The 20,186-nt window shown below is 42.3% G+C and carries 12 protein-coding genes and 1 pseudogene; 7 read left to right on the forward strand and 6 right to left on the reverse strand.

Going from position 1 to position 20,186, the window contains the following annotated elements; all coding sequences use genetic code 11:
- Together H6G83_RS18200 and H6G83_RS18205 are read right to left on the reverse strand one after the other, a co-directional pair.
- A pseudogene (locus H6G83_RS18200) lies at nt 1-503 on the reverse strand (RNA-guided endonuclease TnpB family protein); the annotation flags it as partial.
- 175 nt (nt 504-678) lie between these two features.
- Nucleotides 679-1,956, reverse strand: a complete 1,278-nt coding sequence (locus tag H6G83_RS18205; RefSeq protein ID WP_190474852.1) for a hypothetical protein — start codon at nt 1,954-1,956, stop codon at nt 679-681.
- A gap of 996 nt (nt 1,957-2,952) precedes the next feature.
- Here H6G83_RS18205 and fmt point away from each other — a divergent pair.
- Nucleotides 2,953-3,951, forward strand: coding sequence for a methionyl-tRNA formyltransferase (gene fmt / locus H6G83_RS18210; protein ID WP_190474854.1), 999 nt, complete (start codon nt 2,953-2,955; stop codon nt 3,949-3,951).
- Nucleotides 3,952-3,996: 45 nt separating this feature from the next.
- Here the strand turns inward: fmt and H6G83_RS18215 are convergent, their stop codons facing one another.
- Nucleotides 3,997-4,368: a DUF6464 family protein gene (locus H6G83_RS18215; RefSeq protein WP_190474856.1), complete on the reverse strand. Its 372-nt coding sequence runs from the start codon at nt 4,366-4,368 to the stop codon at nt 3,997-3,999.
- Between the two features lie 428 nt (nt 4,369-4,796).
- Here H6G83_RS18215 and H6G83_RS18220 point away from each other — a divergent pair, with 428 nt between their 5' ends.
- The 4 genes from H6G83_RS18220 (at nt 4,797) to H6G83_RS18235 (ending at nt 12,310) form a co-directional block, all read left to right on the forward strand.
- Complete coding sequence (locus H6G83_RS18220; protein WP_190474858.1) at nt 4,797-7,826, forward strand: tetratricopeptide repeat protein; 3,030 nt, start codon at nt 4,797-4,799, stop codon at nt 7,824-7,826.
- Nucleotides 7,827-8,377: 551 nt separating this feature from the next.
- Nucleotides 8,378-8,623, forward strand: coding sequence for a photosystem I iron-sulfur center protein PsaC (psaC, locus tag H6G83_RS18225; protein ID WP_067775192.1), 246 nt, complete (start codon nt 8,378-8,380; stop codon nt 8,621-8,623).
- A 283-nt stretch (nt 8,624-8,906) separates the two neighbouring features.
- Nucleotides 8,907-10,781: a glutamine--fructose-6-phosphate transaminase (isomerizing) gene (gene glmS, locus H6G83_RS18230; RefSeq protein WP_190474860.1), complete on the forward strand. Its 1,875-nt coding sequence runs from the start codon at nt 8,907-8,909 to the stop codon at nt 10,779-10,781.
- A gap of 248 nt (nt 10,782-11,029) precedes the next feature.
- Entirely contained in the window at nt 11,030-12,310 is a 1,281-nt protein-coding gene (locus H6G83_RS18235) for a hypothetical protein (RefSeq protein WP_242044663.1), read from the forward strand.
- Between the two features lie 243 nt (nt 12,311-12,553).
- Here the strand turns inward: H6G83_RS18235 and H6G83_RS18240 are convergent, their stop codons facing one another.
- Complete coding sequence (locus H6G83_RS18240) at nt 12,554-12,721, reverse strand: hypothetical protein (RefSeq protein ID WP_190474862.1); 168 nt, start codon at nt 12,719-12,721, stop codon at nt 12,554-12,556.
- A 336-nt stretch (nt 12,722-13,057) separates the two neighbouring features.
- On the opposite strand from H6G83_RS18240, the gene bchM reads away from it, so the two are divergent.
- Nucleotides 13,058-13,744: a magnesium protoporphyrin IX methyltransferase gene (gene bchM / locus H6G83_RS18245; RefSeq protein ID WP_190474864.1), complete on the forward strand. Its 687-nt coding sequence runs from the start codon at nt 13,058-13,060 to the stop codon at nt 13,742-13,744.
- Nucleotides 13,745-14,384: 640 nt separating this feature from the next.
- On the opposite strand, the gene shc is transcribed toward bchM, so the two are convergent.
- A complete protein-coding gene (gene shc / locus H6G83_RS18250; RefSeq protein WP_190474866.1) occupies nt 14,385-16,316 on the reverse strand; it encodes a squalene--hopene cyclase in 1,932 nt (643 codons plus the stop codon).
- 332 nt (nt 16,317-16,648) lie between these two features.
- Here shc and H6G83_RS18255 point away from each other — a divergent pair, with 332 nt between their 5' ends.
- Nucleotides 16,649-17,893, forward strand: a complete 1,245-nt coding sequence (locus tag H6G83_RS18255; protein WP_190474868.1) for a glycosyltransferase — start codon at nt 16,649-16,651, stop codon at nt 17,891-17,893.
- A 311-nt stretch (nt 17,894-18,204) separates the two neighbouring features.
- Here the strand turns inward: H6G83_RS18255 and uvrC are convergent, their stop codons facing one another.
- Nucleotides 18,205-20,079 (reverse strand): excinuclease ABC subunit UvrC, encoded by a 1,875-nt coding sequence (uvrC, locus tag H6G83_RS18260; RefSeq protein ID WP_190474870.1) that lies wholly within the window; start codon nt 20,077-20,079, stop codon nt 18,205-18,207.
- Nucleotides 20,080-20,186 lie beyond the last annotated feature (107 nt).

Raw genomic sequence — 20,186 nt, forward strand, 5'->3', positions numbered from 1 at the left:
AATTGAGCGTAGTAACCATCAGCACGACGGACTAATCGCACACGTTTAATTTGTTTAATGTCATAGTAATTAAGGTCATAGGTTCCTTTTAGTTTGAGAGTACCAATACCTTTCTTGTCAGAGAAAGTTATAGCTTTTCTGGTATCAGAAAGTTTCCATCCAGATGATTTATATTCAACTGAACGGCAGTTTTTCTTAAACTTCGGGAAACCTTTCTTACCCTTAATTTTCTTCTTGCAGTTATCGTAAAATCGAGCTATCGCCGACCAAGAACGCTCGGCAGCAGACTGTCTAGCCATTGAATTTAGTTCATCAGCAAAGGGAAATTCCGCCGCTAATACAGCGCAGTATTTATTTAACGCATACTTATCTACCTTTGAGTCTTTGTTATCCATCCAGTAGCGCAAGCACTTGTTTTGAATGAATTGACTAGTACGTATCGCCTCATCTATTGCCTGATATTGCTGCTGTTTTCCTTTGACTTTGAACTCGTAGACAATCATGGATATCGACCAATTAACCACATGCTTATGCTATCACAAAAAGCATAAAGCCGTCGTAGAACGACGGGGTTTTAAACCCATTTTTCTGATAACTCCAGCCTAATTCATCAGTAATCAAAAAAAATTCCCGTCATCAACGCTAGCGACAACGGGATCTGATCAAATTGTCTACTAATTAACGAGAAGCCACTTGTGGTTCTGCCCAGATTTGTGTCAGCTTGTTACCATAGGTAATTGGCTGGTCTTTTTCTGTTGTCGCTGCTGTTTTACCATCGATCGCCACTTTTACTAAAGGCCATTCTTCTTCGCCCATTTCACCAGCACGGAAGATGACATGATCAGGTTCGTTTTTACTCCAACCTAATAACACCGCGATTTTCTCGTGGTTGTCTTCTGGTTGTGCTGGTGCAACTGTATTAGTTTGATTCTTTTGGCGATCCCAAATCACAGCCTGATCTGTGGAATCCCCTGTGTTGAATATCCCTTCAAACTTACGCGCTAAAAAGCGATCGCTCTTTTCTGACCAACTTACAGGAACTAATACCCCTATTTTTCCATCACCCTCGGCTGGTTCTGCTGATACTTCCTGTTTATTTAACAGGGGATCAGTCGTCATAGTTGTCGCAGCCAACACCCGCAGTTTCTTGGTTTCCCTATCTTCCACAAACAGAACACTATTGACTCTGGTGTTGTGCATTTCGGGTTTTACTTCAATTTGTACCCGACTGTAAACCGCATATTTACCATCAGGAGAAACTACAGGTAAGCTGCGATAATAGCGCGTTCCCGAACCGCTTTTACCACCAATGGCTTGTTGAGTTGCCAAAATCCATTTCCAGGGAATTGGATGAGGACTACCAATGGGATCTGTTTGTTCTACTCCCTCTGGGGGTTCCTCAACTGATATGTCTGGGGTGGCATTTGGTGTGGATGGTTCCATCAAGCTAGATGCTACCTGACCCGCCACTAATGAATGAGCTTTAGACACTGCATTCAAAATTACTTTGTCTTTTTCTGTGAGTGTCTGGATATGAATATTTGTCAGTTGTTCACTTGCTCTTAACTGTGGAATTGGTGCAAGTTCCACTGCTGCTAGAAGTTCGTTTGATTGGGAATATTTTTTCGCTAGTAAAGACTCTAAATTGTCGGCTGGTATTTGCGGCTGGGCAATTACCGTTTGCTGTGGCAAACTCTCTAGTTCTCTGGTACTGGAGTTTGTTTGGCTTGCTGTTAAGTCTTGCGCCAAGTTTGGTTCATTAATGGTAGCCGCTTCCTGTGGCTGAGTATCAGGTGTCTCCGCTTCAGCGCCAGTTTTAGCAAACGCTTTGGTTGGCTTGGCTGAACTAGAATGACCTGATGCCGCTACTAAGGGAGCAATCAACAGTATAACAACAACATAGTTAAGAAATGGTTGCACGCGGAACCATCCTGACAGCAAGAGGGGTTTAAGCATGGGTAGGACTCTCCAGAGGGGCGGTTGCTGTGTGAGGAGCAAAGTCTATTTGACTAAGGAAGCTGGCTGTTGATTACAGGTATAACAACAAACTCACGGATTTAACTAGATCAAATAAAATTATTTTTTTTTATTAGCAGATTTTTACAAAAACATCGTTTCATTCTTTACACCTTGTCATTTAAACTAGGGGTTTTTACTGAATAGATATGCCACCAAAAAATACCAGCAGATTTACTGCCGAGTTTTTACTTAAAATAGGAATTTACTGCACTTCAAATAAAGTGCATTGAAGGGATTGTTTGAGCTAGGTTTGATAGCTCAAAATAAGACTTGATGACTGAACTGTTAGGCTAGTATGATTAACAGCTAGCTATAATTCAGCTACTCTGTTAACATCCGCGATGACAGTACAGACCCTGATAATGGATTATGTGAGGCGTTACTTTAAAAATTGAGAAAGCTGACGCACAAGATATATTACTTGCAAAACAACTTTAGCACACACCATCAGGTAGAAACTGCTATTGTAGTTTTCACCACGTAACTATAGTATTAGCCACAATAGCAAGAACTATAATTACGATTATTAAATTGGTAGACGTAGCCAAATCAGGACAATTACTAACAGTGTATACAACTACTAGCCGTATAGCTGCCAGTTAACTTTGTGATAAGTTTACCAAGAAAATTTAAGTTTTGCCACCGTATATTCAATTATTAGTTGCTCATAAAAAGTGCATGGGGGTAGGTGATAGTTGTCAGTTGACAGTTGACAGTTGTCAGTTGACAGTTGACAGTTGTCAGTTAACAGTTGTCAGTTAACAGTTGACAGTTGACTATGGACTATTGACTAATGACTATGGACTATGGACTATGGACTATTGACTATGGACTATTGACTATGGACTATTGACTATGGACTATTGACTATGGACTATTGACTATGGACTATTGACTATGGACTATGGACTATTGACTATGGACTATTGACTAATGAAAATAGTATTTTTTGGTACACCACAATTTGCAGTTCCTACTTTAGAGAAATTGTTAGAAAATAACCAATTTGAGGTTTTAGGGGTTGTAACTCAACCGGACAAACGCCGAGAGCGGGGGAATAAATTAACACCTTCACCTGTAAAAGATGTGGCGATCGCACACAATTTACCAGTATGGCAACCCGAAAGGATTAAAAAAGATACGCAAACCCTGACTCAACTCAAGCAATTAGAGGCGGATGCTTTTGTTGTGGTTGCCTATGGGCAAATTCTGTCACAGAAAATTCTCGATATGCCAAAATTGGGTTCGGTGAATGTACATGGTTCAATTTTGCCCCAATACCGGGGTGCAGCACCGATTCAATGGTGTCTGTACAACGGGGACACAGAAACAGGGATCACGACGATGTTGATGGATGCGGGGATGGATACTGGGGCGATGCTACTTAAAGCCACTACACCCATAGGCTTGCTCGATAATGCTGATGATTTAGCTCAAAGATTATCTGTCATTGGTGGGGATTTACTGATAGAAACATTACTGAAGTTACAGCGCCAGGAAATTCAACCAATTCCCCAAGATAACGCCGCCGCGACTTATGCCTCTTTAATTCAAAAGCCAGATTATGGCTTAGATTGGTCGAGAAGCGCTTGGCAACTGCACAATCAAATTAGAGGATTTTACCCAAATTGTACGACTACCTTCCGTAACCAACCTCTGAAGATTACAGCCACCCTTCCCCTTGGTGCTGCTTACAGGGATGAGCTACCACTAGAACTGCAAAAGATATATCAAAAACTGCCTGATTTGTCAAGTATATCGGGTAGCCCTGGAGAAGTAGTCAGCATAACCAAGGGAGTCGGCGCGATCGCTCAAACTGGTGAGGGACTGTTATTATTACGGGAGGTTCAACTACCAGGCAAACGTCCTCAATCGGGATGGGATTTTGTTAATGGTACACGTTTGACTGTGGGAGAGGTGTTAGGCGGGTAATTGGTAATTACTTTGGTTTTGGGTTTTTCAGGATGGGGATGGTGGTTACGTTTGGGGATTGAGTTCTGCGCTTTCATAAGAACGACAGGACTCACAAGGCCCGTTGGGATTTACTGCACAGCGAATGATTTCTGAATGGGCATTGTATCTACAAGTGGCATCACCTACTACCCAGCGTCCTGCTACTAAGCTTTTTTCTACTGGTCTTTGAGCCGACTGGACGTAGAGGGCGATGTTATGCAGGCGATAACGTCCTGATTTGAGTTGATATCTATGGCGACGTTCTAAAATTGCGTAGGTTTTACCTTCAAAATCGAGATAGTTTCCAGGTTGGGGTGTCCAGTCAAGTTGGACTTTACCGAGGGAGCGACGTGGATGCGTCAGAATTACCTCGGTTGGTAAAGAATCTGGCTGCATGAGTTCATGTGATTTGGTTTACATTATAAAAATAATATCGTAGCAGCCTAATCACGCTCACCACTTTCAGCTTATAATTAATGATTCACTACAAATAGGGGACAGGTGAGAGGGGATAGGGGACAGTTAGTAGGGTGCGTCAGTACGAGAAACCCTAGCCATACCAAGAAAATATTCATACTGACGCACCCTACTAGCGTGTCTAGGCTAAAAGGTTGCAAAAAATTTTCTTGTGGTGTAGGCATCTTGCCTGCACTGGACGGGCAAGATGCCCATCCCACAAGAGTTTGCTAATGCACAAATTTAGTCTAGACAGTCCAGTAGGGTGTGTTAGCTTTTTAGCGATCGCTCCACAATCACATATCATCAAAAATCAGCCTAAATCGTCTAAATTAAGACCATAGGCATATTGTCACATTTCTGCTGGCATGAGTATTAATTTTAGAATGCGATCGCTCACTAATAACAATCGGGCATTACAGTTATTTACAGATAGACATGAATTAACTCGTGTCTTCGCTGGTTATTTGCATGATGAGCCAGCAGAGAAAATATTATCTTTTTCTGGCGATGGTGGTAACGGCAAATCTTTACTACTGAAGTTTTTACGCACTCAATGCTGTAAGCAGTTCCGTGGAGATATTTGGCAGAAATTACAAACTAAAACGGCGGCGGAAGTAGCAAATTATATAGAGTCTGCTGATAGTTGGGAGTTTGAACAAGTACCCGCAATTCCACACGATTTTGGGCAACCACCAAATGGCGATGACCAACCCCAAGATCCATTTTATGGCTTGTTGATGCTCAGGCGATCGCTTTCACGGGCGGCGACAGAATTAAACTATCGCCTGCGGTTTCCCTTGTATGATTTTGCCTGTGTTTGGTATCTTAAACAAAAAAATCGCCTCACACGGGAGAAGTTAGCAGAATTGTTTCCCGCCGAAGAAATGGACTTGTTGATTGAAATTGTGAATGCAGTTAGCGATACTTCTTGGGGAACTATCGGTAAGGCTGTCTTGGGAATTTTTGATAAGCATTTGGGTGAGAATTTTCGCTTGTATTTACAGCGACGGGGACTGAAAGAAGCTGATGTACAAGAAATTCGTGGGATGGATGCGGAAACCGAATTAATTAATGAATTACCGCGCTATCTAGCACAAGATTTGAATGCGGCGATGGCGCAAAAAAACGCACCACCCAGAATAGTCTTGTTTTTTGACACTCATGAAGCCTTTTGGGGTGAGCAACGGCAAAAAACAGGCATACTATATTTTCAAAGGGATGAATGGCTGCGGTATTTTTTAGCCGAGTTGGAATTGCAAGCTGGGATAGTGGCTGTCATTGCGGGAAGGGAAGCACCACGTTGGGAGGAAGCTGATAATTTTCCCATTCCACAACAATATATTGATAGTCAGTTAGTTAGTCATTTTTTACCAACTGATGCAGATGTGTATTTGCGACGTGCTGGTATTGGGAATGAGACTTTGCGCCGAAGTGCGATCGCCTATGCTACTGTGACAGGAAATCAAGTACATCCCTTGCTGTTGGGTTTGTCTGCGGATGTGATATTACAGGCGCAAGAACAACGAGTTACCCTCACACCAGAGGATTTTCCCAAGACACCGGAGATTTTAAATAAAGCCAAATACCTGATTAACTTACTGCTGAAATATGCAGATAGAGAATTTGGTTATGCTGTTCATGCTTTATCTGCTTGTCGCTCATTTAACTTTGAAATTTACCGTTTGTTGGCTGAGGAATTGCATTTTTCTAATACTAAACCAGCCTTCGATATCCTGACAGAATTTTCCTTTGTTTGGGATGTGGAACAGTTGGGTGAAGATTGGTATCGCATCCATGATTTGTTGCGTCGTTTAAATTATGAAAACGGTAATAAAATTACTCAACAGGCTCATGTTGTTTTAGAAAGATATTACCGTCAACAGGGACAAGTAGCAGAAGCAATTTATCATGCTAATCGTTTAGATTGGCAAAGGGGTGTGTATGAATGGAAAGAAGTGTTTGAGGAAGCATTGCAGAAGAGTAGTTATCAACAATGTCGTTCACTCTTGGAAGTTAGGAATGAGTTAATAATTAACAAATATTCTCAACTGGGTAGAGTATCGCAATCTGAAGGTGATTATTTTGCCGAGTTGGCTCAACATCCAGCAGCGCAAACAGAATATCTAGAAGCTGTGGCTGCATACAACCAAGAATTAAGCATTAACCCTGATCATACCACTACACTCAACAACAAAGGAAATACTTTACAAAGTTTAGGAAATTTGCAAACAAAACTTGCCCAGCATACCCAAGCAATAGAATCCTACCATGATGCAATCTCCACCTACAACCAAGCCTTGAACCTCGCTACTGACTACAAAATTTATATTCTCAACAACAAAGGTTCAGCATTAGACAATTTAGGGAATGTGCAAACAAAACTTGCCCAGTATAGCGAAGCCAGACAATCCTACACTGATGCGGTCTTCGCTTACAACCAAGCTCTCTCTCTCTTTCCTAACCAAATAGATGCTCTTAATAACAAAGGAAATGCTTTACAAAGTATAGGGAATCTACAAACAAAACTTGCCCACTATAACGAAGCCATACAATCTTACACCGATGCGATCGCCGCCTACGACCAAGCTCTCAGTCTTGCTCCTAACTACATCAATGCTCTCAACAACAAAGGGAATGCCTTAGCAAAATTAGGGAATTTGCAAACACAACTAGTCCACTATAACGAAGCCATAAAATCCTACACCGATGCGATCGCCGCCTATGACCAAGCCCTCAATGTTGCTCCTAACTACATCAATGCTCTCAACAACAAAGGGAGTGCCTTAGCAAAATTAGGGAATTTGCAAACACAACTTGCCCACTATAAAGAGGCCATACAATCCTACACCGATGCGATCGCTGCCTACGACCAAGCCCTCAGTCTCGCTCCTGACTATATCCAAATTATGAGTAACAAAGGTTCAGCGTTACAAAGTTTAGGGGATTTGCAAACACAACTAGTCCACTATAACGAAGCCATAAAATCCTACACTGATGCGATCGCTGCCTACGACCAAGCCCTCAATCTTGCTCCTAACTACATCAATGCTCTCAACAACAAAGGGAGTGCCTTAGCAAAATTAGGGGATTTGCAAACACAACTTGCCCAGCATACCCAAGCTATACAATTTTACAGTAGCGCGATCGCCGCCTACGACCAAGCCCTCAATCTCGCTCCTAACGATATCTATGTTCTCAACAACAAAGCCTTAGCTTTACAAAGTTGGGGTAAATTGCTTTTACAGTTATCCCAAAAACCAGAAGCAATCAATCATTTACAAGCAGCATTAGTCGCCTTTAATCGCTCCTTAGCAATAGCCCCTGGTGATGAGTACATTCGCAATTTAAGAGATGAACTACAAGCATTTATCGAAAAATTTAGCCTGAATTTATAGCATTGCTGAATCAAAATATAAACTCTCAAATTAACTTTTATTCTTCTTTGTGCCTTTGCGCCTTTGCGTGAGGCAAATAAATTCTTGTTTTTTAAACGCAGAGGTTAGCGCAGAGGTTAGGAGAGGTTTTTTAAAGATAATTCGCTATCTACCAAGATAATTATTAATTATTTCTGCTTGAATACACAAATTCTAAAATTTTGCTAAAGATTTAAAAATTCGTTACAAATTTGGTTGACTTAGCAATCCATAGCTATTAAGTAATAACTACCATAGATAGCTCAAATTGCCCTTTTTACCCAGACTTCTGCTTCATATATCTTTACATAAATTATGCAGCCTAGAGAACCTATGAGGGAAACACGCGGCTGTGATGTAGCTGATTTCCAAGGAAAGAGAGAATCTTCGCAAATTACCAAATTTAAGAGTGCCTATTACATTGTTTAAAGTTATGTAGCCTTTTACTTACGGTGGATGAGCGACTGCGGTAAACTATGCCTTGATTATGATTCTTTCACAGAAAAGAACACTGGAAAGGAGCCGTTTTTTCAATGTCTCATACCGTAAAAATCTACGATACCTGCATTGGTTGCACACAATGCGTCCGCGCCTGCCCTACCGACGTTCTGGAGATGGTTCCTTGGGACGGCTGCAAAGCTGGTCAAATCGCATCTTCACCCCGTACAGAAGACTGTGTAGGCTGCAAGCGTTGTGAAACTGCTTGCCCCACCGACTTCTTAAGTGTGCGGGTATACCTGGGTGCAGAAACAACTCGCAGCATGGGTCTAGCTTACTAAGGAATTAACCGCCGATTCCTTTTTGCTCTCCATTAATTGTTTCGATAGCAAGCGTCTTTAGCTTTGTAGGGTGGGTAGCGATCGCATTCTACCAGTAGTAGGCGATCGTTCCCATCCTACAAAATTTGAGAAATTTATAAAAATACCTAGTGGCCAGAGGAGCAAACCTGCTCCTTTTTCTTTGGAAAAATCTGTTAACTGTCAACTGTCAACTGTCCACTGTCAATTGTCAACTGTTGACTATACTGGATTTAATTATCCTGAGCAAAGGGTGGTGTGAGCAATGTGTGGTATTGTTGGGTATATCGGCACTCAAGCAGCGACAGAAATTTTATTATCTGGGCTGGAAAAGTTAGAGTATCGGGGTTATGACTCGGCTGGTGTGGCTACGGTTTGGGAAGGCGATGTTCACTGTGTCCGGGCAAAGGGCAAATTACATAACCTCCGTTCTAAACTAGAACAACTAGCAACCCAGTCTCAAATCGGCATCGGTCATACACGCTGGGCTACTCATGGTAAACCAGAGGAGCATAACGCCCATCCCCATTTAGATACCGCAAGGCGAATTGCTGTTGTCCAGAATGGTATTATTGAAAACTACCGGGAGTTACGAGAAGAACTGAAACAGAAGGGGTATGAGTTTCGTTCGGAAACTGATACGGAAGTAATTCCTAACCTGATAGCTGAATTGTCAAAAAATGCTGACTCCTTTCTGGAAGCAGTACGTCAAGCTGTTAGCCACCTGCAAGGGGGATTTGCGATCGCCGCCATTTCCGCCGACTACCCCGACGAGTTGATTGTTGTGCGTCAGCAAGCGCCTTTAGTGATAGGATTTGGTCAAGGTGAGTTTTTCTGTGCTTCAGATACGCCAGCGATCGTTGCCCATACCCGCGCCGTTTTACCCCTGGAGAATGGGGAAATTGCCCGTCTGACACCTTTGGGAGTGGAGATTTATAATTTTGCTGGCGACAGGCTGAAAAAACAACCCCGGTTATTGAACTTGAGTCCCACGATGGTAGAAAAGCAGGGATTCAAGCATTTTATGCTCAAAGAAATTTATGAGCAACCAGGAGTAGTCAGAGCAAGTTTAGAAGCATATTTTAATACAGAAGTCAATAGCGGTGAGTCATTCCAATCACCAGTTAAGTTGGGTTTACCAGAACAATTTTACGCAGACTTAGAACAAATTCATATTGTCGCTTGCGGTACAAGTTGGCACGCCGCTTTAATAGGAAAGTATTTACTTGAACAATTAGCCGGAATATCCACTCAGGTACATTATGCTTCAGAGTATCGTTATGCACCCTCACCGCCAACAGCGAATACATTAATTATCGGCGTTACGCAGTCGGGGGAAACTGCTGATACCTTAGCAGCTTTGGCGATGGAGAAAGAACGCCGTCAAGGTAAAGAAGCCAAATATCAAGCGCGACTCTTGGGTATTACTAATCGTCCAGAGAGTAGCCTGGGTCATCTTGTACCCCATATTATCAACACCTTGGCAGGAATTGAAATTGGTGTGGCAGCTACTAAAACCTTTGTCGCCCAACTGATGGCGTTTTATGCCCTAGCCATAGATTTAGCCTATCATCGCCAGACTGTAGCGCCGGATAAACTAGCAGATATAATTCAAGGCTTGCGCCAGATACCCAAGGAAATTGAAGCGACTTTGGAAAGTCAGGAAAAATTGACAGAACATTTAGCCCATGAGTTTGCAGAGACTCAAGATTTTATCTTTTTGGGTAGAGGAATTAATTTCCCCATAGCATTGGAAGGGGCGTTGAAATTAAAAGAAATCAGCTATATTCACGCTGAAGGTTATCCGGCTGGGGAAATGAAACATGGCCCCATTGCTTTGTTAGATGCGAAAGTGCCTGTAGTGGCGATCGCTTTTCCTGGTACTGTGTATGAAAAAGTGATTTCCAACGCCCAGGAAGCCAAAGCCAGAGATTCGCGCTTAATTGGCGTAACACCAGTTAGCGATGGCGAAGCTGGGGAAATCTTCAATGATTTACTCCCCGTTTCCTCTGTAGATGAATTACTCTCACCCATCCTCACAGTAGTACCTTTGCAACTATTGGCTTATCACATCGCCGCCCGTCGCGGTTTGGATGTCGATCAGCCAAGAAATTTGGCAAAATCAGTGACGGTTGAGTAAAACAATACTACTTAATAAGTAATTCTCGGTATATAAACTAGATAATTTCTGAATGTAGTGATATTATTATTACATTCAGAAATATTTTTTTAGGCGATTGTCTACACATCTGGTGCGTCCATCCCAGTAGCAGTATTTTTTCTGTTGGCAATTTATTGAAAGGATAGAAAAATATACCTACGATGGTAGGGAGGTTTTTAACGGAAAAAATGATTTAAGATGCTGTGGTTAAAAATTTTGAGATATCAATGAAGCAATTAAAAAATATCTCAAAATTAAAATGTAGAATAATTTATGGAGAAACTGGTATGGCGAGAGATAAATTTGCTTTGTTTTCAGGTAGACAATTTAGCTCTTTTTCGAGAGGAAAATTAGAGTCAATTTTTCAAGATATAGATAACCTTGATGCTAGTAATTTACTTAATACAAGTTTAGATAATTGGTGTGATTTTTATGAAAATAGTTGTAAATTTGAGATGTTAGAAATTTTAGAAGATGAAATTACTACTGATCAAGAAGAAGCATTAGTACCTGTAATGAATCCTTATAGAGGTTATACACAGGAAAAAGGGACTAAATTTAATTTCTTCATTCCGTTTAAAGGTGAAAAAGAGCTATTTAGCTATCAATCCTCTGTCCTTATTGGGGATGTTAATAATACCTTATTAGCACAAATAGATAATAATGAAATCATATTGGAATATACAGAATGGCATCCAGAAATAATTAGGATTCAATCACAATTTAAACAAGATTTATCTAAAATTAGGGAAAATATAAGATATATCAACCAAGAAGTTTCAGCTTTTAACAACTCAATTCGCACGAAGATAAAGTCTAAGCTTGAATCTCGACAACAAAAACTTTTGCAAGATCAAAATTTAGTAGCAGCTTTAGGTTATCCTTTGCGACGAAGAGATAATACACCAGAGACTTATGTTGTACCAACAGTACGCAGAAAGATTTCTATTCCTCGACCCTCTGCAAGCACAACACCTTTTATTCCAGAGCCTACCTTGGATATGCAGGAATATGAACATATCCTCTCTGTGATTAATAATATGGTAATGGTTATGGAAAAAAGTCCCAAAGCTTTCAAGGACATGAGAGAAGAAGACCTTCGTCAACATTTTCTCGTCCAGCTAAATGGACATTATGAGGGACAAGCTACTGGAGAAACTTTTAATTTTCAGGGTAAAACAGATATATTAATCCGTGCTGGCAATCGAAATATTTTTATAGCAGAATGCAAATTTTGGGGTGGAGAAGAAAAGTTAAAAGAGACTCTTGATCAACTACTAGGTTATACTTCGTGGCGAGATACTAAAATTGCATTAATCATATTTAACCGGAATAAAAATTTTTCAGCAGTTGTTAAACAGATTCCAAAAATAATTAAGTCTCATGGAAATTTCAAGAGGGAACTTGATTACAATTGTGAAACTGGATTTCGGTGTCTGCTTCATCACCCTGACGATGTAAACCGCGAACTTATTCTTACTAGCCTGGCTTTTGATGTCCCTCAGTAAGTACAAAATACACAAAATCTATTACCTTTTAGTAACTCACACCAGTTTCTCCTCAGAACTCCGGTACAATGGCCATAGTCCGTTCTGTATAACAAGCTGCCACTGTGGACGCTGTAGTGACATTGGTAGTGCGGCGGTTGCATCAGGGACGCTTGCTATTGATAAGGTAAACCACCTGGAGACACTACCAACAATATATTAGTAATTATTACTGCCTCAACTATGTGAATGGAAGTAAAATAACTAACTGGCATGATTCCAGTCACTTAATAATTCATATTCTTGTTGGATTTTTTTAACCTTACGTAAGGGTACTCTAGGTGTGCCGATATCTGCACTTAAAAAAGACGGTTGTCTTTTTTTGGCTGATTTTTTGTCTTGTTTAGCAGAAATAGTCTGTGTAGTTGTCATTTTCCTATCCATCCTTGTGGAAAACCGAGAGTTCAGTTTATATCAACAATTTCCCAACGGCAAATATCCTTTAGGCATAGCTTTTCATCATATTTTTTAACCAAGCAGTGTATTTTGTACCTGGGGTACTGGGGGGAGATGAGGGTGTAGGGGTGTAAGGGTGTAGGGGTATAGGGGAAGAAAAAAGTGCGAAGTGTAAAAAACCTGCCCCTGGAAGCTGGGGAGTGGGGGAGATGGGGAAATTGTTAATTTTGAATTTTGAATGGGCGAATTTTGAATTGATTGTTCCTATGGATGATAATTTTAAGCATTGGGAACCCTTAAAAATCTGAGTTTATGAACGCAGCCGACGATAAAACCATTGTTCGTGAGTATTTCAATTCCACGGGGTTTGACCGATGGAAACGCATTTATGGCGATGGCGAAGTCAACAAAGTCCAACTCGACATCCGCAATGGACACCAGCAAACTGTGGATACGGTCATCGGCTGGCTTAAAGATGATGGTAATTTGGCAGAGTTATCAATTTGTGATGCTGGGTGTGGTGTGGGTAGTCTCAGCATTCCCCTAGCCACAGCAGGCGCTAAAATCTATGCCAGCGACATTTCTGAGAAAATGGTAGAGGAAGGCAAGCAAAGAGCCTTACAGACCCTGGGAAATGCCGAAAATCCTACATTTGCTGTGCAGGACTTGGAATCTTTGAGTGGTAGTTATCATACTGTGATTTGCTTGGATGTGTTAATTCACTACCCCCAAGAAAAAGCTGATGAAATGATTTCTCATCTGTGTTCTTTAGCACAGTCTCGAATTATTCTCAGCTTTGCACCTAAAACCTGCGCTTTAGCTTTACTCAAAAAAATTGGCAGTTTCTTTCCTGGCCCAAGTAAAACCACCCGCGCCTATCTGCACCGTGAAGCTGATGTGATTAAGATTTTAGAAAGCAACGGTTTTGCTATTCAAAGAAAGGCGTTTACTAAAACTCGCTTCTATTTCTCCCGCATATTAGAAGCTACGCGGGTGTAAGTTAGGAATTGGGTATTGGTACAGATAACAATTAGGGCTGACGCACTAAGGTTATCTGTAAGGATGAATGACTCTGAACTACACCGACAAATTACTGAACATAAACCAGAAAACGAACAATAGCATTGTTCGTTTTCTGGCTTTTTCTAAGATTACTTGCGTCAATTTCTAGACTATCAACCTGATAGGGATTTTGAGGCTGTGCTAAATTAAGCTAAAACCTCAGTTTGTAGTAGTGCTTTGCTTGACACTGCTATCTGTTAAGCTCACGCATTCGCCGTCAGGCGTTCCCGCAGGGTAGGCGCTAAGACGCAAAGGTGCAAAATTTTATTAAGTGCATTGTTACAGAGAATTGGTATTACAGCAAATTGCTTGATAGAAAACAGATGCTTTGTGGCAGGAGGTGGAGAAATTGTCAAGACAATATTCACTCAAATGGTTAAGTTCAGGCGATCGCAATTTCATAAAAAAGTTGGGTTTCCTGATGTTAACCCAACGTACTGATCTAAAGCACTGAAGTGCTGACTACGAACTTATCGTAATTCCGAGGGTTAAAGACCCCTACGTCTGTACGTAGCAAATTTTCAGTTCGGGTTTAAATCCCCAACTGTTCGCGTAGCGTGCCGTAGGCAAAATGTCTTTAATGCGCGAATTTTGAATTTTGAATTGTTAATGCTTGATAGCGACCAAGGGCAATTAAGGGGAAGTATTGTTGATAATAGTGATACTTCAGATAAAAGTGACAGGGAAAGCCAGTTCCGGTAAAATAGGCTTCAAACCAACTACCGTCAGTCTGTTGAGTTGAGACAAGATAGTTAACTCCACGTTCAATAGCGTCACGAGCAAATTTACCTGTAGCTTCACCGGCTGCTATCAAGCCAATTATCGCCCAAGCTGTTTGTGATGCTGTACTATCACCTTTACCTTTCAAACTGGGGTCGTTATAACTAAAGCAAGTTTCACCCCAACCACCATCAGCATTTTGACAACTTACTAACCAATTAGCCCCGCGTTCAATTTGGGGTTGATACTTTTGGGGATTAATTAAAGCTAGGGCAGAGAGAACGCCGCTAGTACCATAGATATAATTTACACCCCAGCGCCCATACCAACAACCCTCGGCTTCCTGTTCATTTAATAGGTATGTCAGCGCTCGTTCTAGGTTGGGGGAGTCTATGGTTAAGTTACAAGCTCCCAGCATTTCTATCACTCTGGCGGTAACATCTGCGGTGTTGGGGTCAATCATGGCTTTTAAGTCGCCATAGGGAATAGCATTGAGCCAATCTTGATCATTGTCAAGATCAAAAGCAGCCCAACCGCCGGGTTTGCATTGCATTGAGGCTACCCATTGCAAAGCGCGATCGCCAGCTTTCTGTTTTAATTGTTCATTAGGTAGTTTTGCGGCGTGGAGTGCCATCACTACCACAGCCGTATCATCTACATCTGGGTAAAAGCGATTATCAAATTCAAACGCCCAAGCCCCTGGTTTTCCTTGGGTATTTTTAATATTCCAATCACCGTAATCGAGGATTTGCTTTTGTAATAACCATTCCCCCGCCTTAACTATCGCTGGGTGGTCTGGTGACATCCCAGAGTCAATAAACGCCCGCATTACCCAAGCTGTATCCCACACAGGCGACACACAAGGCTGGACTCGGTATTCCTCTGCTGTTTCAACGGCAAAGTTATCAAGGGCTTGTAAACCCCGTTCCACTATGGGATCATTAGGGTTATAACCCAGAGAGCGCAAAGCCAACATGGAATTTAACATGGCGGGAATAATACCGCCCCAATCTCCTGTAGCTTCTTGTCTTTCTATAATCCATTGTTCGGCGGCTTTGATGCCTTGTTCGCGCCAAGGTATAAAATTAATACTTTCAGCTAGTTTAAAGCCTTCATCTAAAGTGAGGAAGATATCTGTCCAGTCACCACTGCGGGGTAACTCATAGCGGACATTCTCAACACCTTCGGCGTATAACTCATCAAGGGTGATGGCTGGGTTAACTTGATAGACAGGTTTCTGGTCAAAGACTATTAACAGTGGGACAGTGCTAGAACGCGCCCAACTGGACATTTCGTAAATATTAACTGGGAACTCCTTGGGTAACAGCATTACCCAAGCTGGGAGGGAAGGAAGACCACGCCAGTTGTAGCAGCCGATAAGTGCAAGGTGAAACTTGGTAAAGATGCGGGTTTTGCTGATACCACCACGCCGCAGAATAAACTCCCGCGCCCTTATCATGGCTGGGTCGGTGGCTGGGACACCCAGGAGTTTCAGCGCCATGTACGCCTCAACTGATGTGCTGAGTTCTCCCCCGTCGCCGTAGAATAATTCCCAACCTCCATGTTGCCGTTGCTGCGATCGCAAGTAAGCTTCTACTTTATGTAGGGGTCTAGTTTTATCTGTTCCCCAAATTTTATGGAGTAACACCACCTCAGATGTAATGGTGACATTTGATTCCAACTCCGCCCACCAGTAGCCCGTCGGATTTTGTAACGATAGCAGATATTTTTGACTGGACGCGATCGCCTCAGCAATGGGATTGACTTGTACCTTGTCTTGTGTTTGCATCAAATACTACTCAAGCGCAATCAGCAATAATTGTATTGTGTTTGGGGTATCAAAGTTAAGGCAGGTGATAGGTGATAGGTGATAGGTGACAGGTGATAGGTGACAGGTGATAGGTGATAGGTGACAGGTGACAGGTGATAGGTGACAGGTGATAGGTGACAGGTGACAGGTGATAGGTGACAGGTGATAGGTGACAGGTGACAGGTGATAGGTGACAGGTGACAGGTGATAGGTGACAGTTAGCATTCTCCCCCAGATCCCCCCACTCCCTCATCTCCCCCCACTCCCTCATCCCCACTCACGAAAATTTTAATTTGAAGTGGTAACGACTTATGGGTGCATCTTTTTTAGGGTTAATGCTTTTATCTTTGGTTATTTGGTTGGGATTATTAACTTTGCGGGGACAGTTTTGGCGGTCAGATCAGCGGTTGGAAGTTGGGGAAATACAGTTAAATTATTTACCGAAAATTTGTGCAGTAGTGCCGGCACGTAACGAAACTGATATGATACCGATGAGCTTGCGATCGCTCCTGCTACAAGATTATCCTGGTGATTTCCAAGTCTTTTTAGTTGATGACCAAAGTACAGACGGGACAGCCGCTTTTGCGGAAGGTGTAGCCCACGCTGTAGACAAAGCCCAACAATTACATATTGTTAAGGGCGAATCTTTACCCCCTGGTTGGTCTGGTAAACTCTGGGCAATTGAGCAAGGTATTCGCAACGCCAACACAATCGCACCTGATTATTTTTTCCTCACTGATGCAGATATTGAACATGATGTCAGTAATCTGCGGCGATTGGTCGCCAAAGCTGTACAAGAAGATTTAGACTTAGCATCAGTGATGGTAAAACTGAGGTGCGAAAGCTTCTGGGAAAAATTTTTAATCCCCGCCTTCGTCTTTTTCTTTCAAAAACTCTACCCCTTTCCCTGGGTGAATAATCCAAAAAATAAAACTGCGGCGGCTGCTGGTGGCTGTATCCTCATTCGCGCCGCAGCCTTAGAACAAATTGGTGGTATCCAAGTCATTCGCCAAGCTTTAATCGATGATTGTACCCTCGCGCAAGTCGTTAAGGGAACCGATAAAAATTCAAAATTCAAAATACCCTACGGGAAGCTAAAGCTACAAAATTCAAAATTAGATAATTCTCCCCCCAGTCCCCAGTCCCGCAAAATCTGGCTAGGCTTAAGTTCATTAACTCGCAGTCTACGACCATATAAATCTTTACAAACGATTTGGGATATGGTAGCACGGACTGCTTACACTCAATTAAATTATTCGCCTTGGTTACTTTTGGGAACTGTAGTGGCGATGACGTTGATTTATCTGCTTCCGCCTGTGGGGACTATTATTGGTGCATTGATGGGTAACTGGAGAATTGCATTGACAGGGTTAGCTACTTGGTTGTTGATGTCCTTGGCTTATTTGCCCACAATTCGTTTTTATAAACTTTCGCCATTCTTAGCTTTTAGTTTACCTGCGATCGCTGTTCTCTATACTCTCATGACTATCGACTCTGCATTACGTCATTGGCAAGGACGCGGCGGTGCTTGGAAAGGTAGAGTCTATCCGGGTTAATATCAATCAGGACTTACGCAACTGGCATAGTAGTAGGGTGCTATACTCCCCTCTCCTCGTAGGAGAGGGGTTGGGGGAGAGGTCAAAACCCCACTGGTCGAACTCACGTTAAATTAAATCTTAAGTATTGGCATGACCATGCTAAAATAATGAATTAGCAAACAATCTAACATCTTATTCATCTGCGTTTATCTGCGTGCATCTGCGTTCGATTTTTTCCCAATCTAATGCAACATTTTAGCCTTGCCAAGCCACTATGTAAGGATTTGAGCGTTGGCGAAATGAGGAATTAGCCGTAACGCACCAGTATGCTACGGATGGAAGTAGTCGTAAATCGCTTGAGCTAGACGTGGGCCGATTCCAGGGACTTCGGCTATCTGCGAGGGTGTGGCTTGACGAATATAGTCAACGGAGCGAAAATGAGCTAGTAGCTGTTTTTGACGGTTGTGTCCTAAACTGGGAATTTCATCTAAGCGCGATCGCTTCAATTTATCACTGCGTTGTTGACGATGGAAACTCACGGCGAAACGGTGCGCTTCATCCCGCAATCTCCGCAACAATTGCACTCCCGGTTGTTCTGCATCGGTTTCTAAGGGTTGGGATTCACCCGGTAGGAAAATCTCTTCGCGTCGCTTGGCTAAACTGATCACCCGCAAGTCTTCTAGTAAGTTCATCTCTTGCAAAACAGCAATTACCGACGATAACTGACCTTTACCGCCATCTATCATCACTAAATCAGGCCAGTCAGGATTACCTAAGCGTTGTAATTGCGGATCTTCTGCATACTTGCGGAAGCGCCGTTGAATAACTTCAGCTAAACTGGCAAAATCATCTGAATGTCCTGTGGTAACAGTAGGATTTTTAATTTTATAGTGACGGTAATGTTGCTTGGCTGGTAATCCATCGATGAACACGACTTGGGAAGCTACCGCATTAGAACCTTGAATATGGGAGATATCGTAACCTTCGATACGGTGGGGTAAGTCAGGTAAATCGAGAATATCAGCTAAATCTTGGGTGGCTTGATGATTGCGATCGCCCATTTTCTGCATTCTCTGCAATTCATACTGGGCATTGCGTTCTACCATCTCTATTAATTCTGCCTTAACTTGGCGCTGGGGCGTGAAAATAGTCACTTTCCTCCCCTTACGCTGGCTTAAGACATCGGCTAATATTTCCGCATCTGCTAAATCATGCTGGACTAAAATTTCTGTGGGAATTTCTACAGATTCAGCAGTTTGATAATGTTCTTCTAATACCCGTTGTAAAATCGCTCCCGGTTCAGCCTGGGAGTCAGCGACGAAAGCCAAGCGTCCGACTAATTGCCCAGCACGAATCTGAAATAATTGGATGCAGGCGTGTTGTGTGTCAGATGCAAGTGCGATCGCATCCCGTGAAACGGTATCATCTGGTAAGGAAACCTTCTGTTCCGCCGTCAAGGATTTTAACCCACCTATTTGATCGCGAATCCTTGCGGCTACTTCAAAGTTCAAAGCTTCCGCCGCTTTGTGCATCTGTTCACTCAAGATATCAATCAACTCCTGAGTCCGTCCTTGAAACACCATCGCCACTTTCTGGACAGTTTTGCGGTATTCTTCTGGTGAAATCAATTGTTGACACACACCTGGACAGCGACCTAAATCATAGTTTAAGCAAGGACGGTCTTTAAATAGTGGTTGTGGGCGTTGTCTCAGGGCAAAGATCCGCTTAGATATGCGTAAGATTTCTCTTAACAAGCCTGAATCAGTATAAGGCCCGTAATATTTATCTTTTTCTTTGCCTAATTGTCGTTTACGGGTGATGAAAATCCGAGGATAGTCTTCTGACCATGTGATACATACGTAGGGATACTTTTTGTCATCTTTCAGCAGGACGTTAAAGTATGGCTGATGCTGCTTAATTAAGTTGGCTTCCAGCGCCAAGGCTTCAGCTTCGGTATCGGTGACGATGAACTCAATCTCCGTCACCTGCTTCACCATTGTGGCGATGCGTTCAGTTTTGTTGTTACCGTCACGGAAATAGGAACGAACCCGCGATCGCAACTTCCGTGATTTCCCGATATAGATTATGCGATCGCTTCCGTCCCGCATGAAATAAACGCCTGGTTCCGGTGGAATCTCTTTTAGACGAGCCTCCAAGCGTTCTGGCTCTTTAACCAGTGGTAGTATTTGAGCAGATGTTGTCACAATTTCCCGCAGGTAATCTCACAAATTTACCTATCTTTATTTTAAGAAAAATAGTTGCTTTGTGCCGAGTCTACAGGTTTTTACCTAGCAAATATTTAGCGTCTTTT

This window comes from Anabaena azotica FACHB-119 (genome assembly GCF_014697625.1).
Taxonomy (GTDB): Bacteria; Cyanobacteriota; Cyanobacteriia; order Cyanobacteriales; family Nostocaceae; genus Trichormus; species Trichormus azoticus_A.

What these genes read in the sequence shown, in the direction of transcription:
- H6G83_RS18215 (WP_190474856.1), bottom strand. Translation starts at nt 4,368, where the DNA reads ATGCAGCCAGATTCTTTACCAACCGAGGTAATTCTGACGCATCCACGT.
- H6G83_RS18205 (WP_190474852.1), bottom strand. Translation starts at nt 1,956, where the DNA reads ATGCTTAAACCCCTCTTGCTGTCAGGATGGTTCCGCGTGCAACCATTT.
- H6G83_RS18235 (WP_242044663.1), top strand. Translation starts at nt 11,030, where the DNA reads ATGAAGCAATTAAAAAATATCTCAAAATTAAAATGTAGAATAATTTAT.
- glmS (WP_190474860.1), top strand. Translation starts at nt 8,907, where the DNA reads ATGTGTGGTATTGTTGGGTATATCGGCACTCAAGCAGCGACAGAAATT.
- shc (WP_190474866.1), bottom strand. Translation starts at nt 16,316, where the DNA reads ATGCAAACACAAGACAAGGTACAAGTCAATCCCATTGCTGAGGCGATC.
- H6G83_RS18240 (WP_190474862.1), bottom strand. Translation starts at nt 12,721, where the DNA reads ATGACAACTACACAGACTATTTCTGCTAAACAAGACAAAAAATCAGCC.
- H6G83_RS18255 (WP_190474868.1), top strand. Translation starts at nt 16,649, where the DNA reads ATGGGTGCATCTTTTTTAGGGTTAATGCTTTTATCTTTGGTTATTTGG.
- H6G83_RS18220 (WP_190474858.1), top strand. Translation starts at nt 4,797, where the DNA reads ATGAGTATTAATTTTAGAATGCGATCGCTCACTAATAACAATCGGGCA.
- bchM (WP_190474864.1), top strand. Translation starts at nt 13,058, where the DNA reads ATGAACGCAGCCGACGATAAAACCATTGTTCGTGAGTATTTCAATTCC.
- psaC (WP_067775192.1), top strand. Translation starts at nt 8,378, where the DNA reads ATGTCTCATACCGTAAAAATCTACGATACCTGCATTGGTTGCACACAA.
- fmt (WP_190474854.1), top strand. Translation starts at nt 2,953, where the DNA reads ATGAAAATAGTATTTTTTGGTACACCACAATTTGCAGTTCCTACTTTA.